We start from the raw sequence: 15,551 nt of genomic DNA, 5'->3' as shown, positions 1-15,551 counted from the left end.
GTGCCCCATGGAGATCGAGACGCTCGAGGAGTTCGACGACCACCTCGGGTCGGACGCGCCACTGCGCGGCCTCCGGCTGCAGGACCTCGACCTCACCGGCTATGCCGAACGGTTGGCGGCGCGCGGCGACCTCACCGGTCTCGTGGTGCTGGGCGGCCACGTGCCGCTGCCAGTGGCCGAGGTGCTGCTCCGCGGCGGCGCGATCCTCTTCCCCGGCGTTGCCGAGGCACCCGTCGACCCGTGGCGCGGCCTCTACCTCCCGTCGGACCTCTACGCGGGCCTCGCTGACGGCTACGCCGCCACCCCCGACGCGAGAGCGTACGCGTGGTTCATCGACGCGAGGCTGCGCACCGATGCGTACTGCACCCTCGTGCGGGCGATCCACGACGACTCCGTGACGGACGACCTCGACGAGTTCGTCGAGGGCAGATCAGTCGTGGGCATCATGGGCGGGCATGCGCTGCAACGTGACTCGTCGTCCTATGCCGGTGCAGCCGGCCTCGGTCACAGCCTCGCCGAGGAGGGCTACCTCGTGGCGACAGGTGGCGGTCCCGGCGCTATGGAGGCGGCCAACCTCGGCGCGCTGTGTCGCAGCCCGGAGGCCGTCGAGGAGGCCGTCGCGCGCATCGCACCCGTGCCCAGCTTCCGACCCGACATCACTGCCTGGGCCGCGGGAGCGCTGGAGGCGCGGGCGGCCGTGGTCGGCGACGAGCCGGCAGCGACCACCGACACGCTCGGTCCGACCGCCCGCTCCCTGGGCATCCCGACGTGGTTCTACGGGCACGAGCCGCCCAACGTGTTCTGCGACGTCATCGCGAAGTACTTCTCCAACGCGATCCGCGAGGAGGGGCTCCTGGCCCGCTCCGACGCCGGCATCGTCGTGCTCGACGGAGCCGCGGGCACGGTGCAGGAGATCTTCCAGGCGGTGACGCCGCTCTTCTACGCGGTCGAAGGTGCAGCCCTGCCGCCGCTCATCCTCGTCGGGCGCGAGCACTGGACCGAGCGGGTGCCGGTCTGGGCGGCCATCACGGCGATGGCCGCCGGCCGACCGATGGAGCAGGCGGTCCACCTCGTCGACACCCTCGACGACGTCCTCCCCCTCCTGCCGGCGCCAGACCCCGTCGGAAACTGAGCACTCGATGCAAAGGACAGTCGAGTGCCCACTTCCCCACACGCCGGACCCCGTCGAAAACTGAGCACTCGATGCACAGGGACAGTCGAGTGCCCACTTCCCCACACGCCGGACCCCGAAGGAACCTGAGCACTCGATGCACAGGGACAGTCGAGTGCCCACTTCCCCACACGCCGGACCCCGTCGGGAACTGAGCACTCGACGGGGTGGCGGTGAGACCGTCAGGTGGGGTCGGGGCTGCGGAGCACGGGGGCGAGTGCGTCGAGCACGGTCGGGTCCTCGATCGTCGCGGGCACCACCGAAGGCTTGCCGTCGGCCATCTCGCGCATCGTCTTGCGCAGGATCTTGCCCGAGCGCGTCTTGGGCAGGGCGGCCACGATGTCGACGCGGTGCAGCGCCGCGACCGGCCCCACCTCCGAGCGGACGCGCGCCACGAGCTCGCGGCGGATGCGCTCGCCGTCGGCCCCGTCGTCGATGCCGGACTTCAGCACGACGAGGGCACGCGGCACCTGGCCCTTGAGGTCGTCGTGCACCCCGATGACGGCGCACTCGGCGACCGCCTCGTGCCCGGCCAGCGCCGCCTCGAGCGAGCCGGTCGAGAGCCGGTGCCCTGCGACGTTGAGCACGTCGTCGGTGCGGCCCATGACGAAGAGGTAGCCGTCCTCGTCGATGTAGCCGCCGTCACCCGTGAGGTAGTAGCCGGGGTGGGCCGACAGGTAGGAGCTGACGTAGCGGTCGTCGTCACCCCACAGCGTCGGCAGGGCGCCGGGCGGCATGGGCAGCTTGATGCAGATGGCGCCCTCGACCCCGGGCTCGACCGGCTGGCCCGCGCCGTCGAGCACCTGCACGTCGTAGCCGGGCACGGCCACCGTGGGCGACCCGGCCTTGATCGGAAGCAGTCCGATTCCCTTGGGGTTGCAGGCGATCGGCCAGCCCGTCTCGGTCTGCCACCAGTTGTCGACGACCGGCTTGTCGAGCGCGGCAGAGGCCCACTCGTAGGTGTCGGGGTCCAGTCGCTCCCCCGCGAGGAAGAGGGCCCGGAAGCGTGAGAGGTCGTGGTCGGCGAGCTTCGAGGCGGTCGAGTCGTCCTTCTTGATCGCCCGGAACGCCGTCGGTGCGGTGAAGAGGCAGACGGCACCGTACTCGGCGATGACGCGCCAGAACGCCCCGGCGTCAGGGGTGCCGACGGGCTTGCCCTCGTAGAGCACGGTCGTCGCCCCGGTGAGCAGGGGTGCGTAGACGATGTACGAGTGGCCGACGACCCAGCCGACGTCGCTCGCGGTGAACATCGTCTCGCCCGGAGCCACGTCGTAGAGGTTGGCCATCGACCAGCGCAGCGCGACGGCATACCCCCCGCTGTCGCGGTAGATGCCCTTCGGCTTCCCGGTCGTGCCGGAGGTGTAGAGGATGTAGAGCGGGTCGGTGGCGGCGACCGTCACGCACTCGGCCGGCTCGGCGTCGGCGTCGACCTCGTCCCAGGTCATCTCCTCCCAGTCCGTGTCGCGCTCGCCGACGGCGGCCGGCGACTGCTCGCGCTGGAGCACGATCACGGACTCGGGCTTGTGCCTGCTGCGGTCGAGCGCGGCGTCGAGCATCGGCTTGTACTCGACGATGCGGGTCGGTTCGACGCCACAGCTCGCGGAGACGACGACCTTGGGCTCGGCGTCCTCGATGCGAGCGGCGAGCTCCTGGGGTGCGAAGCCGCCGAAGACGACCGAGTGCACGGCCCCGAGCCGCGCGCAGGCGAGCATCGCCACGACCGCCTCCGGCACCATCGGCATGTAGATGACGACGCGGTCGCCCTTCTCCACACCGAGCCCGGCCAGGGCACCGGCGAAACGCGCCACGCGACCCAGCAGGTCGGCGTACGTCAGGGTCGCCTTGCTGCCGGTGACCGGCGAGTCGTAGTGCACGGCCGGCTGGTCGCCACGACCCGCGGCGACGTGCCGGTCGAGCGCGTTGAAGCAGACGTTGAGCTCGGCGTCGGGATACCACCGGTAGAACGGCGGGCGCGAGTCGTCGAGGACACGCGTCGGCGGCGTCACCCAGTCGATCGCTCCGGCGGCGTCGCGCCAGAAGCCTTCGGGGTCGGCCAGGCTCGCGTCGTGGACCCTTCGGTATGCCGTCTCAGCGCTGTCGCTCATGCCCTCACTCTGCCGCCGCTCCCTCCACGACACCAGAGCCGTTGCGCCGAGTTGACGACTCGGCGGGACGAGCGGTACGGATCGCGACGCACATCACAGCAGCCACGAGGCAGAGCACCCCGGCGACGTACCACGCGAGGTCGTAGGTGCCGAGCTGGTCGCGCACGAGGCCCGCCCCGAGGGCGGCGACGGCCGCACCTAGTTGGTGCGAGGCGAAGACCCACCCGAAGACGATCGGCGCGTGGTCGCCGAAGGCGCTGCGACACAGGGCGATCGTCGGGGGAACCGTCGCGACCCAGTCGAGTCCGTAGAAGAGGACGAAGGCGAGCATGTTGACGTGCATGTGGTCGCTGAAGAGCGAGGGCAGCAGGAACAGGGAGGCGCCCCGCAGCGTGTAGTAGGCCGCGAGCAGCACGCGGGGGTCGACGCGGTCGGTGAGCCAGCCGGAGAAGATGGTGCCGACGACGTCGAAGATGCCGACGAGGGCGAGCAGCCCGGCCGCCGTCGTGGTCGGCATGCCGTGGTCGTGTGCCGCCGGGATGAAGTGGGTGCCGACGAGACCGTTGGTCGACATGCCGCAGACCGCGAAGCTGCCGACGAGCAGCCAGAAGACCTTGGTGCGCGCTGCGTCCCGCAGGGTGCCGAGGGCGAGGTGCACGGGGTGGCCGGTCGGGCGGGCCGGACGGGCCACGGGGGTTCCGTCGGGGGCGCCGTATGCCGTCAGGCCGAGCACGCTCGGGTGGTCGTGCAACTTCCAGAGCACGAGCGGCACGACCGTCAGGGCCGCCGCAGCCGTCGCGAGCGCGGCCGACCGCCAGCCGTGGTGCTCGGCCAGCCAGGCGAGCACCGGCAGGAAGATGAGCTGTCCGGTGGCGCCGGCCGCCGTGAGGATGCCGGTCACCAGGCCGCGGCGGCCCACGAACCACCGGCCCGTGACCGTCGCGACGAGTCCCATCGACATGGCCCCGGTGCCCATCCCCACGACGATCCCCCAGCAGAGCACGAGCTGCCACGACTGGGTCATCCAGATCGGCAGGAGCGAGCCGACGCTGACGAGCACGAGCGCCACAGCGATGACCCGCTGGATGCCGAGACGCTCCATCAGGGCTGCCGAGAACGGGGCCGCGAGGCCGAAGAGCACGAGGTTGACCGAGACCGCTCCACCGATGACGCCCATCGGCCAGCCGAACTCGTCGTGGAGCGGCGTCATGAGCACCCCGGGTGTCGACCGGAAGCCAGCGGCGCCGATGATCGTCAGGAAGGTGACGACGGCGACCCACCAGGCAGGGTGGATGCGGCGGGTCTGCGAAGGCGCGTCGACGGTGCGGTCGGTGAGAGTCACGGGGCAACTCTGCGGCATACGGGATCCGCTACGCGAGTGGCCGGACGGACATCATGTGAAAGAATCCGGCCATGACACGGACGTCGTCCTCCCGACCCCACCTCGTCGTCGTGCTCGCGCTCGACACCGTCATCGCGTTCGAGCTGGGGCTCGCCCACCGCTTCCTCGCCTCCTCTGCCCTCGACCCCGGCTGGCCGGGTGAGCCGACCGGGTCTGCGCCGCCCTACGACGTGCGCATGGTGACGGTCGACGATGGCCCCGTGCGCACCTCCGCCGGCTACCAGGCGCTACCCACCGACCCGAACACCCTTGTCGCACAGGCCGACACGATCGTCGTCCCCGGCATCAACGGCGCGATCATCCGCGACGGCGTCCTGCCCCACGCCCTCGTCCGGCTGGCCGGGACCGCGCGACCCGAGGCCCGCTGGGTCTCCATCTGCACCGGCGCCTTCGTGCTGGCCGCCCTGGGCAAGCTCGACGGCCGTGAGGCAACGACCCACTGGTGCCACGTCGACGCCTTCCGCCGGCTCTTCCCGCACGTCGAGCTGACTCCTGACGTGCTCTACGTCGACCACGGCGACGTGCTCACCTCGGCCGGCAACGCCGCCGGCATCGACCTGCTGCTGCACGTGCTGCGCTCCGACCACGGCACCGAGGCCGCCAACCGGGTGGCCCGCGGCGCCGTCGTGGCCCCGTGGCGGGCCGGCGGCCAGGCCCAGTTCATCGACCGGCCCGTGCCCGACGAGTCCGACGCCGGCACCGGGCCGACCCGGGCCTGGGCCCTCGAGCGCCTCGCGGAGCCGATCTCGCTGGCCGACCTGGCCCGGCACGCCGGGATGAGCGTGCGTACCTTCACCCGCCGCTTCCGTGACGAGACCGGTGAGACGGCCGTGACGTGGCTGACCCGGGCCCGTGTCGACCGGGCGCGCCACCTGCTCGAGACGACCGACCTGGCCGTGGATCGCGTCGCGGCCGACGCCGGCTTCGGCACGACGGCCTCGCTGCGCCAACAGCTGTCGGCGGCGGTCGGGCTCTCGCCGCTCGCCTACCGCCGCACCTACCGCGCAGAGCCAGCCTGATGCGCCGCTGCGGGTCGGTCAGGTGGCGAGTGGCAGGTGCGGGTGGGCGGACGAGCGACCTTGGAACGACAGGATCGCCGGGTTCTGGACCACGCCGTCGCGGATCTCGATGGCGCGGCGGACCGTCGGGGAGGTCTCCCAGGCCTCCGGGCCACTCATGACGGTCCCGAGGAACGGGAGGAGCGCCTCGCTGATCTCCCACGTGGCGGCGTCCCACAGGTAGCTCGGGCTGTGGTCGACGGCGTAGTAGAGCACGTGGTCGCCGACCATGAACGTGGGCTCCGTGAAGGTCGTCGGCTTTGCCCAGGAGAAGGCCATGCCCTCGTCGCACGAGACGTCGATGACGATGCTGCCCGGCACCATCCGCTTGAGGTCGTCCTCGCCCATGAAGGTGAGCGGGGCGTCGGTGTCCTGGAGCACGCAGTTGACGACGATGTCGTGACCGGCGAGGAACTCTCCCAGGGCCACCGGGCCGTCGTCGGTCACGGCGTGGCTCACCCTCGCCGTGTCGTCGGTGTCGAAGTGCACGATGTGCGCGGAGTGGATGGGCGAGGCAACGGCGGCCTTCGCACGGTGCGTGAGCACGTCGACGTCGCCGACCCCCAGCGCGTTGAGCGCGGTCACGGCCCCACGAGCGGTCGCGCCGAAACCGATGACGACCGCGCGACGGTGCGGGCCGTAGTCGCCCGTGATGCCTGCGATCTGAAATGCGTGGAGCACCGAGCAGTAGCCCGCGAGCTCGTTGTTCTTGTGGAAGACGTGGAGGCTGAAGGAGCCGTCCTTGTTCCAGTGGTTCATCGCCTCGAACGCGATCAGGGTCAGCTGCCGGTCGATGGCGACCTGGGTGAGGTCGGTGTCCTGAACGCAGTGGGGCCAGCCCCAGAGCGTCTGGCCGACCCGAAGTGACGCGATGTCGCTGAGCAGCGGTTTCGGCGCCAGGATGACGTCGCACTCGGCGACCAGGCCCTCGCGGCTGCGGAAGCCGCCGACGTAGCGTTCGAGCTGGTCGTCGGAGACGCCGTGACGCTCGCCGTAGCCGGTCTCGAGGAAGATGCGCGCACGCAGCTCGTCGGGAATGCGGTCGAAGTGCCGGGGGTGGAGCGGCAGGCGGTGCTCGTTCTCCTTGAGCGAGCGGGCCATGACTCCGAGGCTGAGCTGGTCCATGCGGCGACCTCCTGGTGGGCCGCCCCGTCCCCCGAGGTGGCTGACGCAGCCACCGGGCCCGGGTCGGGCACGACCTCGTCAGCCTACGCTCGGGCCACGGGACCGGGCGAGCGCCGCGACGAGGTGGAACCCCCCGCCACGAACCGAGGAGCAGCTCGGCCGGACGGACTGCTCTTTCGATCGGTCAGGCGGTCGACGCGGCGAGCTGGCCGCACGCTCCGTCGATGTCCTGGCCGCGCGTGTCGCGGATCGTCGTCGGGATGCCGTGGGCGCGCAGGCGCTCGACGAAGTTCTGCTCGACACCGTGCCGCGAGGCGGTCCACTTCGAGCCCGGGGTCGGGTTGAGCGGGATCGGGTTGACGTGCACCCAGCCCTGCCCGCGGGCGGCGAGCTTCTCACCGAGCAGGTCGGCGCGCCACCCGTGGTCGTTGATGTCGCGGATCAGGGCGTACTCGATCGACACGCGCCGGCCGGTCGCCTCGTAGTAGCGGTGGGCGGCGTCGAGGGCCTCGTCGACCGACCACCTGGTGTTGATCGGCACGAGCTCGTTGCGCAGCTCGTCGTCGGGCGCGTGCAGCGACAGGGCGAGCGTGACGGGGATGCCCTCGGTCGTCAGCTTGTCGATGCCCGGGACGAGGCCGACCGTCGACATCGTGATGCCACGGGCCGACATGCCCAGGCCGTCGGGCGCGGGGTCGGTGAGGCGGCGGATCGCGCCGATCGCTGCCTTGTAGTTGGCGAGCGCCTCGCCCATGCCCATGAAGACGACGTTGCTGACGCGCAGCGGGTGCTCGCGGTCCTCGTCGCCACCGCCGGCCAGCTCGCCACGGCGCAGAGCGCGGGCGGCCCAGACGACCTGCTCGACGATCTCGGCGGCCGACATGTTGCGGGTCAGTCCTGCCTGGCCGGTCGCGCAGAACGGGCAGTTCATGCCGCAGCCGGCCTGGCTCGAGATGCAGATGGTGACGCGCCTGGGATAGCGCATGAGCACCGACTCGACGATGGCGCCGTCGTGCAGCCGCCACGCGTACTTCATCGTCTGGCCGTCGTCGGCGACGCGCTGGACGATCGGGGTCAGCAGGGTCGGCAGCAGGTCGGCGGCGAGCTCGGCACGCACGCCCTTGGGCAGGTCGGTCATCTGCTCGGGGTCGTCGACGAGCCGCTCGAAGTAGTGGGTGGACAGCTGCTTGGCCCGGAAGCCCTTGTGCCCCAGCGCCTCGACGGCTTCCTTGCGCTCGGCCGGGCTGAAGTCGGCGAGGTGCCGCGGGGGCTTGCCACGGCGGGGCGCCGTGAAGGTCAGCTGCCCCGGCTCGGGTCGGGTGGTCGTCGGCTCGGGTAGCGCGGTCGGCGCGGGTGCGGACGTGGCGGCGGGGGTCTCAGTCATGGCTCCCCCATTCTCTCAGGTGGAGTCAAAACCAGCCGTATGCCGTCACGCCGGGTCGCGTCGCGCACGGCGTAGGTGGTCGGGGTGGGCTCAGGTCGGCTCAGGTGGGCTTTGCCGCGAGCAGCGTGAGAACGGCCCAGACGATGGGCGCGACGACGACCAGCGAGTCGAGCCGGTCCATGACGCCGCCGTGCCCGGGGAGGATGTTGGACATGTCCTTGATGCCGAGGTCGCGCTTGATGAGCGACTCCATGAGGTCGCCGACCGTCGCCGCGACGCCCACGCCGATGCCGAGCGCGATGCCGATCCACCAGGCGTGGCCGAGGAAGAAGTGCACCGTGAGCGAGCCGCCCACGATGCACAAGAGCACAGAACCGGCGAAGCCCTCCCACGACTTCTTCGGGCTGATCGACGGGGCCATCGGGTGCTTGCCGAAGAGGACGCCGGAGGCATAGCCGCCGACGTCGCTGCAGACGGTGGTGATGAGGAAGACGAACACTCGGCCGACGCCGTCCTCGGGCGCGAGGAGCAGCACCGCGAAGCCCACGAGGAAGCTCGGGTAGGTCGCGACGAAGATGCCACCCAGGACGTCTCGTCCGGCGCCGTCGAGGTGGCCCGTGCCGCGCCAGAGCACGACCGCGAGGCACGTGAGCGCCCACGCCACGACGAGGCCGCTCGGGCCGTGCTCGTAGGCCGCCCACAGCATGGCGGCCATGCCGAGGACCGGCGGCACGAGGGGCGCCTGCACGGCAGCGTGGCGAAGCGCGGCCCGCAGCTCCCAGATGCCCACGGCCACGGCGAGCGCGACGAGGACGACGAACGACTCCTTGCGGATGAGCAGGGTCGAGACGATGAGCACGCCGAGCCCGAGCCCGACGCCGATGGCCGCGGGCAGGTTGCGCCCGGCGCGGCTCTGCTTCTTCTCGATGACGGCCTGCGCGGGCAGCCCGGCGAACTCGTCGAGCATGGGGTCGTACGGCACCGGGTCGAGGGGCCCGTGGCCCTCGTCGACGGCCGCCTCCCCGCGGTGGGGGTCCGCGGACACCTGGTCCGCGGGCACCTGGTCCGCGGGCGCGCGGTCCACCGGGTCCGACGGGGATCCAGACGGGGAGTCAGTCGTCATCATCGGGTCGAACGTCGAGGTCACACCTCGAGCAGCTCGGTCTCCTTGGCCTTGACGAGCGCGTCGACGAGGTCGGTGTGCTTCTTCGTGAGGCCGTCGAGCTCCTTCTCGGCGCGCGAGCCGTCGTCCTCGCCGACCTCGCCGTCCTTGACGAGCTTGTCGAGGTCGGTCTTGGCCTTGCGGCGGATGTTGCGCACCGAGACCCGGGCCTCTTCGGCCTTGTGGTTGGCGAGCTTGATGTACTCGCGGCGACGCTCCTCGGTCAGCTCGGGCATGACGCAGCGGATCTGGTGGCCGTCGCTGCTCGGGTTGACGCCGAGGTCGGAGTCGCGGATGGCCTTCTCGATCTCGTGCATCGCCGACTTGTCGAACGGGATCACGAGGATCGTGCGGGGCTCGGGGTTCTGGAAGGACGCGAGCTGCTGCAGGGGCGTCGGGGCGCCGTAGTACTCGACCGTCAGCTTGTTGAACAGGCCCGGGTTGGCACGGCCGGTGCGGATGCCCGCGAAGTCCTCCTTGAGGACCTCGACGGCCTTGTCCATCTTCTCCTCGGCCTCGAACATCGTCTCTTCGATCATGGCTCTCTGGCTTCCTCGTCCCTCGGTGGCGGGGTGTACAGGGTGGTTCGTGGTGGCCGGCGGTCGTGCCGGGCGGTGCGTGGGTCTGGTGGGTCGCTGGCGGCCGTTGCGGTCAGGCGTTGGTGACCAGCGTGCCGATCCTCTCACCGAGGAGCGCGCGCGTGATGTTTCCCGCCCCCTCCATGCCGAACACGACCATGGGCAGCTTGTTCTCCATGCAGAGGCTGAACGCGGCGGCGTCGACGACCTTGAGCCCCTCGACGATCGCGTCGTTGAAGGTGACCGTGTCGAGCTTCTTCGCGTCGGGGTTGCTGCGCGGGTCGGAGTCGTAGACGCCGTCGACGCCGTTCTTGGCGATGAGCACGGCGTCGCACTTGATCTCGAGGGCCCGCTGGGCGCTCACCGTGTCGGTGGAGAAGAACGGCATACCGGCGCCGGCGCCGAAGATGACGACGCGGCCCTTCTCGAGGTGGCGGATGGCGCGGCGCGGGATGTACGGCTCGGCGACCTGCTGCATCGCGATGGCGGACTGCACGCGCGTCTCGACGCCCTCCTTCTCGAGGAAGTCCTGCAGGGCGAGGCAGTTCATGACGGTGCCGAGCATGCCCATGTAGTCGGCGCGAGTGCGGTCCATGCCGCGCTGCTGCAGCTCGGCGCCGCGGAAGAAGTTGCCGCCGCCGATGACGACGGACACCTGCACGCCGCCTCGGACGGCGTCGGCGATCTGCTTGGCGATGCCGGCGACGACGGCCGGGTCGAGGCCGATGCTGCCGCCTCCGAAGACCTCCCCCGAGAGCTTGAGCAGAACCCGGTGGAAGGGGGTCGTCTGGGCGTCGGTCATGGCTCAGGGCCTCCTCGTGGGCAGCATTCAGGCGGTCGGTCGATCTTTCCACATCCCGTCGGCATCGTCCGCATCGAGGGGCCGAAAGGACTCAGGCCGGAGCCGGCTGGCCCAGGATCCCGGGCAGTGCCGCCGCCAGCCGCCTGTAGTCGTCCTCGTCGTTGTACGGCGCTGCGGCGAGCCGCAGGTAGCCGCGGCCGTCGAAGGCGACGGGCGGCACGACGAAGCCGGCAGCGTGCAGGCGCTGCCAGAGGGCCTCGGCCGACTCGGTCGTCGTGGCCACGCCCTCGGGCAGCGCGACGAGCCGAAGGCAGGGGGCAGAAGGTATGCCGCCGAGCGGGCTCTCGGTGCCCAGCGCAGAGCGTACGTGCTCGGCACCTCGCAGCAGCAGCTCGGCGTTGCGGTCCACCTGCTCCCAGCCACCGAGCTCGACCCAGGCGGCGAGCCCGTCGGGGACGACGGCCCAGGCGGAGTGGTCGACCGTGCCCTGCAGGTCGAACCGCTCGGGAAAGGGCAGCCCGTGGCTCCACGACGTGACGAGCGGACGCATGCCCTCGCGCTGCTCCGGTGCCACCCACAGCGTGGCGGCCGCTCGGGGCGTGTAGGCCCACTTGTGCAGGTTGCCCGCCCAGAACGCCACCCCGAGCGCCTCCACGTCGAGTCCCGGAAGGGCGCCGGGCACGTGCGCCGCGTCGACGAGGACGGGCACGGGCGCGACAGCCGCTGCGACCTCGGCGACCGGGAGCAGCAGGGCGGTCGGAGAGGTGATCTGGTCGACGACCACGAGCCGGGTCCGTTCGGTCACCGACGCCGCGAACGCCGCGACGACCTTGCCCGGGTCGGCGTCGACCGGGAAGTCCGCGGCGCGCAGCGTCGCGCCACGCGCCTCGGCGGACCAGCCGGCGGTGAGGTAGCCGTGGTTGCTCACGACGACGTCGTCGCCGGGCCCGATGCCGAGTCCCTGGAGCACCACCCCGACCGCCTCGGTGACGTTGCGCACGAGGGCGGTCGAGCCGGACGGGAGACCGAGGAACGACGTTGCCTGCGCCCGCGCCTCCGCGAGCACCGTCGGCAGCTCGTCACGGAAGGCCCGCATCGGCGCTCGCTCGATGCAGGCGCGGGCCCGGTCCTGGGCCTCGCGCACCGATCGGGGCACCGCGCCGAAGGCGCCGTGGTTGAGGTGGGTCAGGTCCGGGTCGAGCTCGAACAGCTCGGCGATGTCACGACGCACCAGCCCATCCTGCCTGACCCGTCGGTGCTCGGCGCGTCAGGTCGGCGGCGCCGAGAAGAGGTCGGCGCAGGTCGTGGAGTCCTGCGGCGCCTTCCAGCCCGGCAGCGCGGCGGCCCGCTGGCGACCGAGGTTCCACGAGAGGGCGTCCTCGACCCGCGGACGCCACATCTTGCCGACGATGCAGTCCGCGACCGACGTCGGCAGCGCCCCGTTGCTGATGGTCGGGGCCGCATCCGATCCCAGCGTGCTCAGGTACGAGGCGTCGAGCTTGCCGGTCGCCACGAAGCGGTCGATGTTGTGCTGGGCCACCCACGCCTCAGGGTTGACGAGGCCGCCGACGAGGACGAAGGCCGCTGCCGCCATCAGCGCCGCCCGGGGCAGCCACCAGCCGCGGAGCCGGATGCCGGCCACGAAGACCATGACGACGAGGAGACCGAGCCAGAGCTCGAACGCGTCGACCAGCACGCGCAGGACCGTGAAGCCGTATGCCTGCTGGTAGAGGTCCATGCGGTGCAGCGCGGATCCGACGACGACGAGGGTCAGGGCGCACAGCGCACCGAGCACGCCGCGGAGCACGAGGCGCTCGCGAGCGGTCTCCCGGGGCGCCTTGCGGGCGGCGATGGCAATGGTCACGAGGGTGAGCAGCGTCGCGAACGTCAGCTGCCCGAAGCCCTGGTGCACGTAGTCGGCGTACGTGAGGCCTGTCGTGCGCTGGATGTAGTCGTGCCCGCCGAAGAGCGCTGCGGCCTGGGCCACGACGAAGGCGACGAACAGGGCGACCACGAGCCCGACAGGCACGACCCACTCGAACGTGCGCGCGACCGGACGGCCGGCGGGCAGGGCCACGCGCTGGACCCTCGGCGGGTTGAGCGCGACGTAGGCGGCGGCGAGCAGTGCCCCACCCATGACGAAGCCGACGAAGAAGCGGAAGGTCAGGCTGTCCCACGCGAGCTGGGGCACGAGAGCACTGGTCCACGACCCGAAAATCGCGTCGCCCGAGGCGAAGAGGCCGCCGAACACGACGAGGGCGACGAGCGAGATCGCGGCGGTGCGCACGATCGGCCAGACGATGCCGACCCGGCTCGTCGCGCTGATGCTCCGGCCGAGCAACGGGAGCCCACGCAAGGCGGCGAGGGGCCACGAGGCGGCTCCGGCGACCATCGAGAGCAGTCCCCTCGCGTCGGTGAGGGCCGTCGTCACGAGGAGGAGCCCGAGCAGGACCGCCAGCACCATGAGCCACTCGGTCGACCGCAGGACCGCCAGGGAGGCAAGACCGGTGCACACCACGGCCGTGGCGATGGTCCATGGCCGCAGTCTTCGCTGCGACGTGCGCCAGAGGACGGTCCCGCCCACCACGAGCACGAGGAACAGCGCAACACCCATGTCGCGGTAGGGCAGCAGCACAGCAGCCAGGACCCCCACCCCGACACAGGTGAGGAGCAGCCTCACCTGCGGGCCGACACCCTGCTCGGGCCACAGGTCGCCGAAGAGCGAGTCGAGCAGCGGCTTCGGTGGCCCGATGGGAACCCCGCCGTATGCCGTGGGTGTGGCAGGCGCGGGAACGGCGCCTCGGGGCCCGGCGGGAGATGCGCCGGCAGCAGCGGGAGTCGGGACGGGCACGGCGGCCTCCTTGGTCGTGGGCATGGTGTCGGCTGGGCTGACAGCGGTGCTGTCGGTGGCGGCATACGTGGTCGGGGCTGTCGGTTGTGGCACCGAGGGCCTTGGGGTCCTGGGAAGGACGGCGCGGATGCGGGCGCCGCGCTCCCCCGGCGGTGTCGGCAGGGCGGCGATCGAACCGCCGTGGAGATCGCACACCCAGCTCGCGATGGCGAGGCCGATGCCGGTGCCGCCCCCGGCGTCGTCGCCCGAGCCGAACCGGTCGAAGACCCGCTGCGCGTGCTCGGGAGCGATGCCAGCGCCCTCGTCGGACACGAGCAGCCACCAGCGGTCGGCGCCCTCCGGGCCGGCGCTCACGGTGACCGTGCCGCCCGAAGGGCTGTGGCGATCGGCGTTGTCGAGCAGGTTGGCGAGCACCTGGTGCAGGCGGGCGGCGTCCGCGGTGACCGTGAGCCCCTCGGGCACGTCGACGACGTGCACGGTGCCTCGGCGCGAGACCCCCGCCTCGGCGACGGCCGAGTCGACGAGCTCGCGGACGTCCACCGTCGCAAGGGCGAGCGGGACCCGTCCGCCATCGACGCGGCTGAGGTCCAGCAGGTCACCCACGAGGGCGCCCAGCCGCTCCGCCTGTGCGAGTGCGGTTCGCAGCACCGCGTCGTCGGGCCGGACCACGCCGTCGACGAGGTTCTCGAGCAGGGCCTGCTGCGCCGCGAGCGGCGTCCGCAGCTCGTGCGAGACGGTGGCGACGAGCTGGCGACGCTGCCGGTCTGCGTCGGCGAGGTCGGCAGCCATGGTGTTGAAGGCCGCCGAGAGCGTGCCCACCTCGTCGGTGGCCGTGGTCGTGACCCGCTGCGAGTAGTCGCCGGTCGCCATGCGGGACGCGGCTGCAGTCATGTCGCGCAGCGGCGAGGTCATGCCGCGGGCCAGCCACTGGGTGACGCCGAGTGCGGCGACGACGGTCACCGGGACCGTGAGCCAGACGGGCACCTCGGCGCGGTCGCCGATCTGCGAGACGAGGATCGCCGCGACGATGCTGACCGCCACGAGCAGGCCGAGCTTGACCTTGATCGAGCGGATGGCGTCGAGGGGGCGGTCGGTGTTCACGGGCCCTCGCTCGGTGTGGAGGCGTCGGCGACGGAGGGGTCGGACTCCAGGGCGTAGCCGACGCCGTGGACGGTGCGCACGCGGCCGGCGCCGATCTTGGCCCGCAAGGACTTCACGTGGCTGTCGAGGGTGCGCGTGCCACCCGCGTCGGCCCACCCCCACACCTCGCGCATGAGCTCGTCGCGACCGCGGACGGCACCGGGCTCTGCGGCGAGGGCGAGCAGCAGGTCGAACTCGAGGGGCGTCAGGTGCACGTCGCTCCCCTGCACGGTGACGCGGCGGGAACCCCGGTCGACGCCGAGGTCGCCGACCGTCAGCACGGGCGGCTGCTCGGCAGCGAGCTCGCGGGCGCGCTCGACGCGGCGCAGCAGGGCACGGATGCGCGCGACGACCTCGCGCATGCGGAACGGCTTGGTGACGTAGTCGTCGGCCCCCACGCCGAGACCGACGAGCAGGTCTGTCTCGTCGGCGCGTGCCGTGAGCATGAGCACCGGGACCGGCCGGTCGGCCTGGATGCGGCGGCAGACCTCGAGCCCGTCGAAGCCGGGCAGCATGAGGTCGAGCACCACGAGGTCGGGCGAGTGCTGGCCGTGGGCCTCGACGGCGGCGGGGCCGTCGAACGCCTGGATGACCCGAAAGCCTTCTGCGACAAGGCGATCCGTGACCGCCTGATTGATGGTCGGGTCGTCCTCGACGACCAGCAGTGTCGTCGCTGCGGGCGCGCTCGACGGGCGTGCCGTGTTCCCCTGGCTCATGCCACCGACTCTAGGAGGGTGCGCCCGGGGGGCGCGGGTGCGACGTGTGGAGATCGT

At 71.6% G+C, this 15,551-nt stretch carries 12 protein-coding genes; 2 read left to right on the top strand and 10 right to left on the bottom strand.

The genetic code is table 11. From position 1 onward, the window contains the following. Window positions 1-7 precede the first annotated feature (7 nt). Window positions 8-1,132, top strand: a complete 1,125-nt coding sequence (locus AC1DE0_RS04230; protein ID WP_478097423.1) for an LOG family protein — start codon at window positions 8-10, stop codon at window positions 1,130-1,132. A 221-nt stretch (window positions 1,133-1,353) separates the two neighbouring features. Here AC1DE0_RS04230 and AC1DE0_RS04225 read toward each other — a convergent pair whose 3' ends face one another. Both AC1DE0_RS04225 and AC1DE0_RS04220 read right to left on the bottom strand, forming a co-directional pair. Beyond that, window positions 1,354-3,276 (bottom strand): propionyl-CoA synthetase, encoded by a 1,923-nt coding sequence (locus AC1DE0_RS04225; RefSeq protein ID WP_478097421.1) that lies wholly within the window; start codon window positions 3,274-3,276, stop codon window positions 1,354-1,356. Window positions 3,277-3,280: 4 nt separating this feature from the next. Next, window positions 3,281-4,618 carry an MFS transporter gene (locus AC1DE0_RS04220; protein WP_478097419.1) on the bottom strand — a complete coding sequence of 446 codons (1,338 nt, stop codon included), beginning with the start codon at window positions 4,616-4,618 and terminating at the stop codon, window positions 3,281-3,283. Between the two features lie 71 nt (window positions 4,619-4,689). On the opposite strand from AC1DE0_RS04220, the gene AC1DE0_RS04215 reads away from it, so the two are divergent. Next, complete coding sequence (locus tag AC1DE0_RS04215; RefSeq protein ID WP_478097417.1) at window positions 4,690-5,697, top strand: GlxA family transcriptional regulator; 1,008 nt, start codon at window positions 4,690-4,692, stop codon at window positions 5,695-5,697. Window positions 5,698-5,715: 18 nt separating this feature from the next. Here the strand turns inward: AC1DE0_RS04215 and AC1DE0_RS04210 are convergent, their stop codons facing one another. From AC1DE0_RS04210 to AC1DE0_RS04175, 8 genes are all read right to left on the bottom strand, one after another. Beyond that, window positions 5,716-6,861, bottom strand: coding sequence for a N(5)-(carboxyethyl)ornithine synthase (locus AC1DE0_RS04210; RefSeq protein ID WP_478097415.1), 1,146 nt, complete (start codon window positions 6,859-6,861; stop codon window positions 5,716-5,718). Between the two features lie 184 nt (window positions 6,862-7,045). After that, window positions 7,046-8,245: a dual-specificity RNA methyltransferase RlmN gene (gene rlmN / locus AC1DE0_RS04205; protein ID WP_478097413.1), complete on the bottom strand. Its 1,200-nt coding sequence runs from the start codon at window positions 8,243-8,245 to the stop codon at window positions 7,046-7,048. A gap of 100 nt (window positions 8,246-8,345) precedes the next feature. After that, window positions 8,346-9,290 carry a phosphatidate cytidylyltransferase gene (locus AC1DE0_RS04200; RefSeq protein ID WP_478097411.1) on the bottom strand — a complete coding sequence of 315 codons (945 nt, stop codon included), beginning with the start codon at window positions 9,288-9,290 and terminating at the stop codon, window positions 8,346-8,348. Window positions 9,291-9,388: 98 nt separating this feature from the next. Continuing rightward, window positions 9,389-9,946, bottom strand: a complete 558-nt coding sequence (gene frr, locus AC1DE0_RS04195) for a ribosome recycling factor (protein WP_478097409.1) — start codon at window positions 9,944-9,946, stop codon at window positions 9,389-9,391. Window positions 9,947-10,058: 112 nt separating this feature from the next. Next, entirely contained in the window at window positions 10,059-10,787 is a 729-nt protein-coding gene (gene pyrH, locus AC1DE0_RS04190; RefSeq protein ID WP_478097407.1) for a UMP kinase, read from the bottom strand. A gap of 91 nt (window positions 10,788-10,878) precedes the next feature. Next, window positions 10,879-12,018, bottom strand: a complete 1,140-nt coding sequence (locus AC1DE0_RS04185; RefSeq protein WP_478097405.1) for an aminotransferase class V-fold PLP-dependent enzyme — start codon at window positions 12,016-12,018, stop codon at window positions 10,879-10,881. 36 nt (window positions 12,019-12,054) lie between these two features. Next, on the bottom strand, window positions 12,055-14,739 hold the full coding sequence (locus AC1DE0_RS04180; protein ID WP_478097403.1) for a DUF4153 domain-containing protein: 2,685 nt from the start codon (window positions 14,737-14,739) through the stop codon (window positions 12,055-12,057). Next, the gene (locus AC1DE0_RS04175; RefSeq protein WP_478097401.1) at window positions 14,736-15,494 is read right to left on the bottom strand and encodes a response regulator transcription factor; all 759 of its coding nucleotides are present in this window, start codon (window positions 15,492-15,494) and stop codon (window positions 14,736-14,738) included. The genes AC1DE0_RS04180 and AC1DE0_RS04175 overlap by 4 nt, the downstream gene beginning before the upstream one ends. Window positions 15,495-15,551: the final 57 nt, after the last annotated feature.

This window comes from Terrabacter sp. 05T424, from assembly GCF_056396225.1.
The sequence above is the reverse complement of the archived record's forward strand: the minus strand, read 5'-3'. Positions and strand labels throughout refer to the sequence as shown.

Excerpts from the sequence above, each read along its gene's own strand:
- pyrH (WP_478097407.1), bottom strand. The coding sequence starts at position 10,787 with ATGACCGACGCCCAGACGACCCCCTTCCACCGGGTTCTGCTCAAGCTC.
- rlmN (WP_478097413.1), bottom strand. The coding sequence starts at position 8,245 with ATGACTGAGACCCCCGCCGCCACGTCCGCACCCGCGCCGACCGCGCTA.
- AC1DE0_RS04175 (WP_478097401.1), bottom strand. The coding sequence starts at position 15,494 with ATGAGCCAGGGGAACACGGCACGCCCGTCGAGCGCGCCCGCAGCGACG.
- AC1DE0_RS04225 (WP_478097421.1), bottom strand. The coding sequence starts at position 3,276 with ATGAGCGACAGCGCTGAGACGGCATACCGAAGGGTCCACGACGCGAGC.
- AC1DE0_RS04210 (WP_478097415.1), bottom strand. The coding sequence starts at position 6,861 with ATGGACCAGCTCAGCCTCGGAGTCATGGCCCGCTCGCTCAAGGAGAAC.
- frr (WP_478097409.1), bottom strand. The coding sequence starts at position 9,946 with ATGATCGAAGAGACGATGTTCGAGGCCGAGGAGAAGATGGACAAGGCC.
- AC1DE0_RS04215 (WP_478097417.1), top strand. The coding sequence starts at position 4,690 with ATGACACGGACGTCGTCCTCCCGACCCCACCTCGTCGTCGTGCTCGCG.
- AC1DE0_RS04230 (WP_478097423.1), top strand. The coding sequence starts at position 8 with ATGGAGATCGAGACGCTCGAGGAGTTCGACGACCACCTCGGGTCGGAC.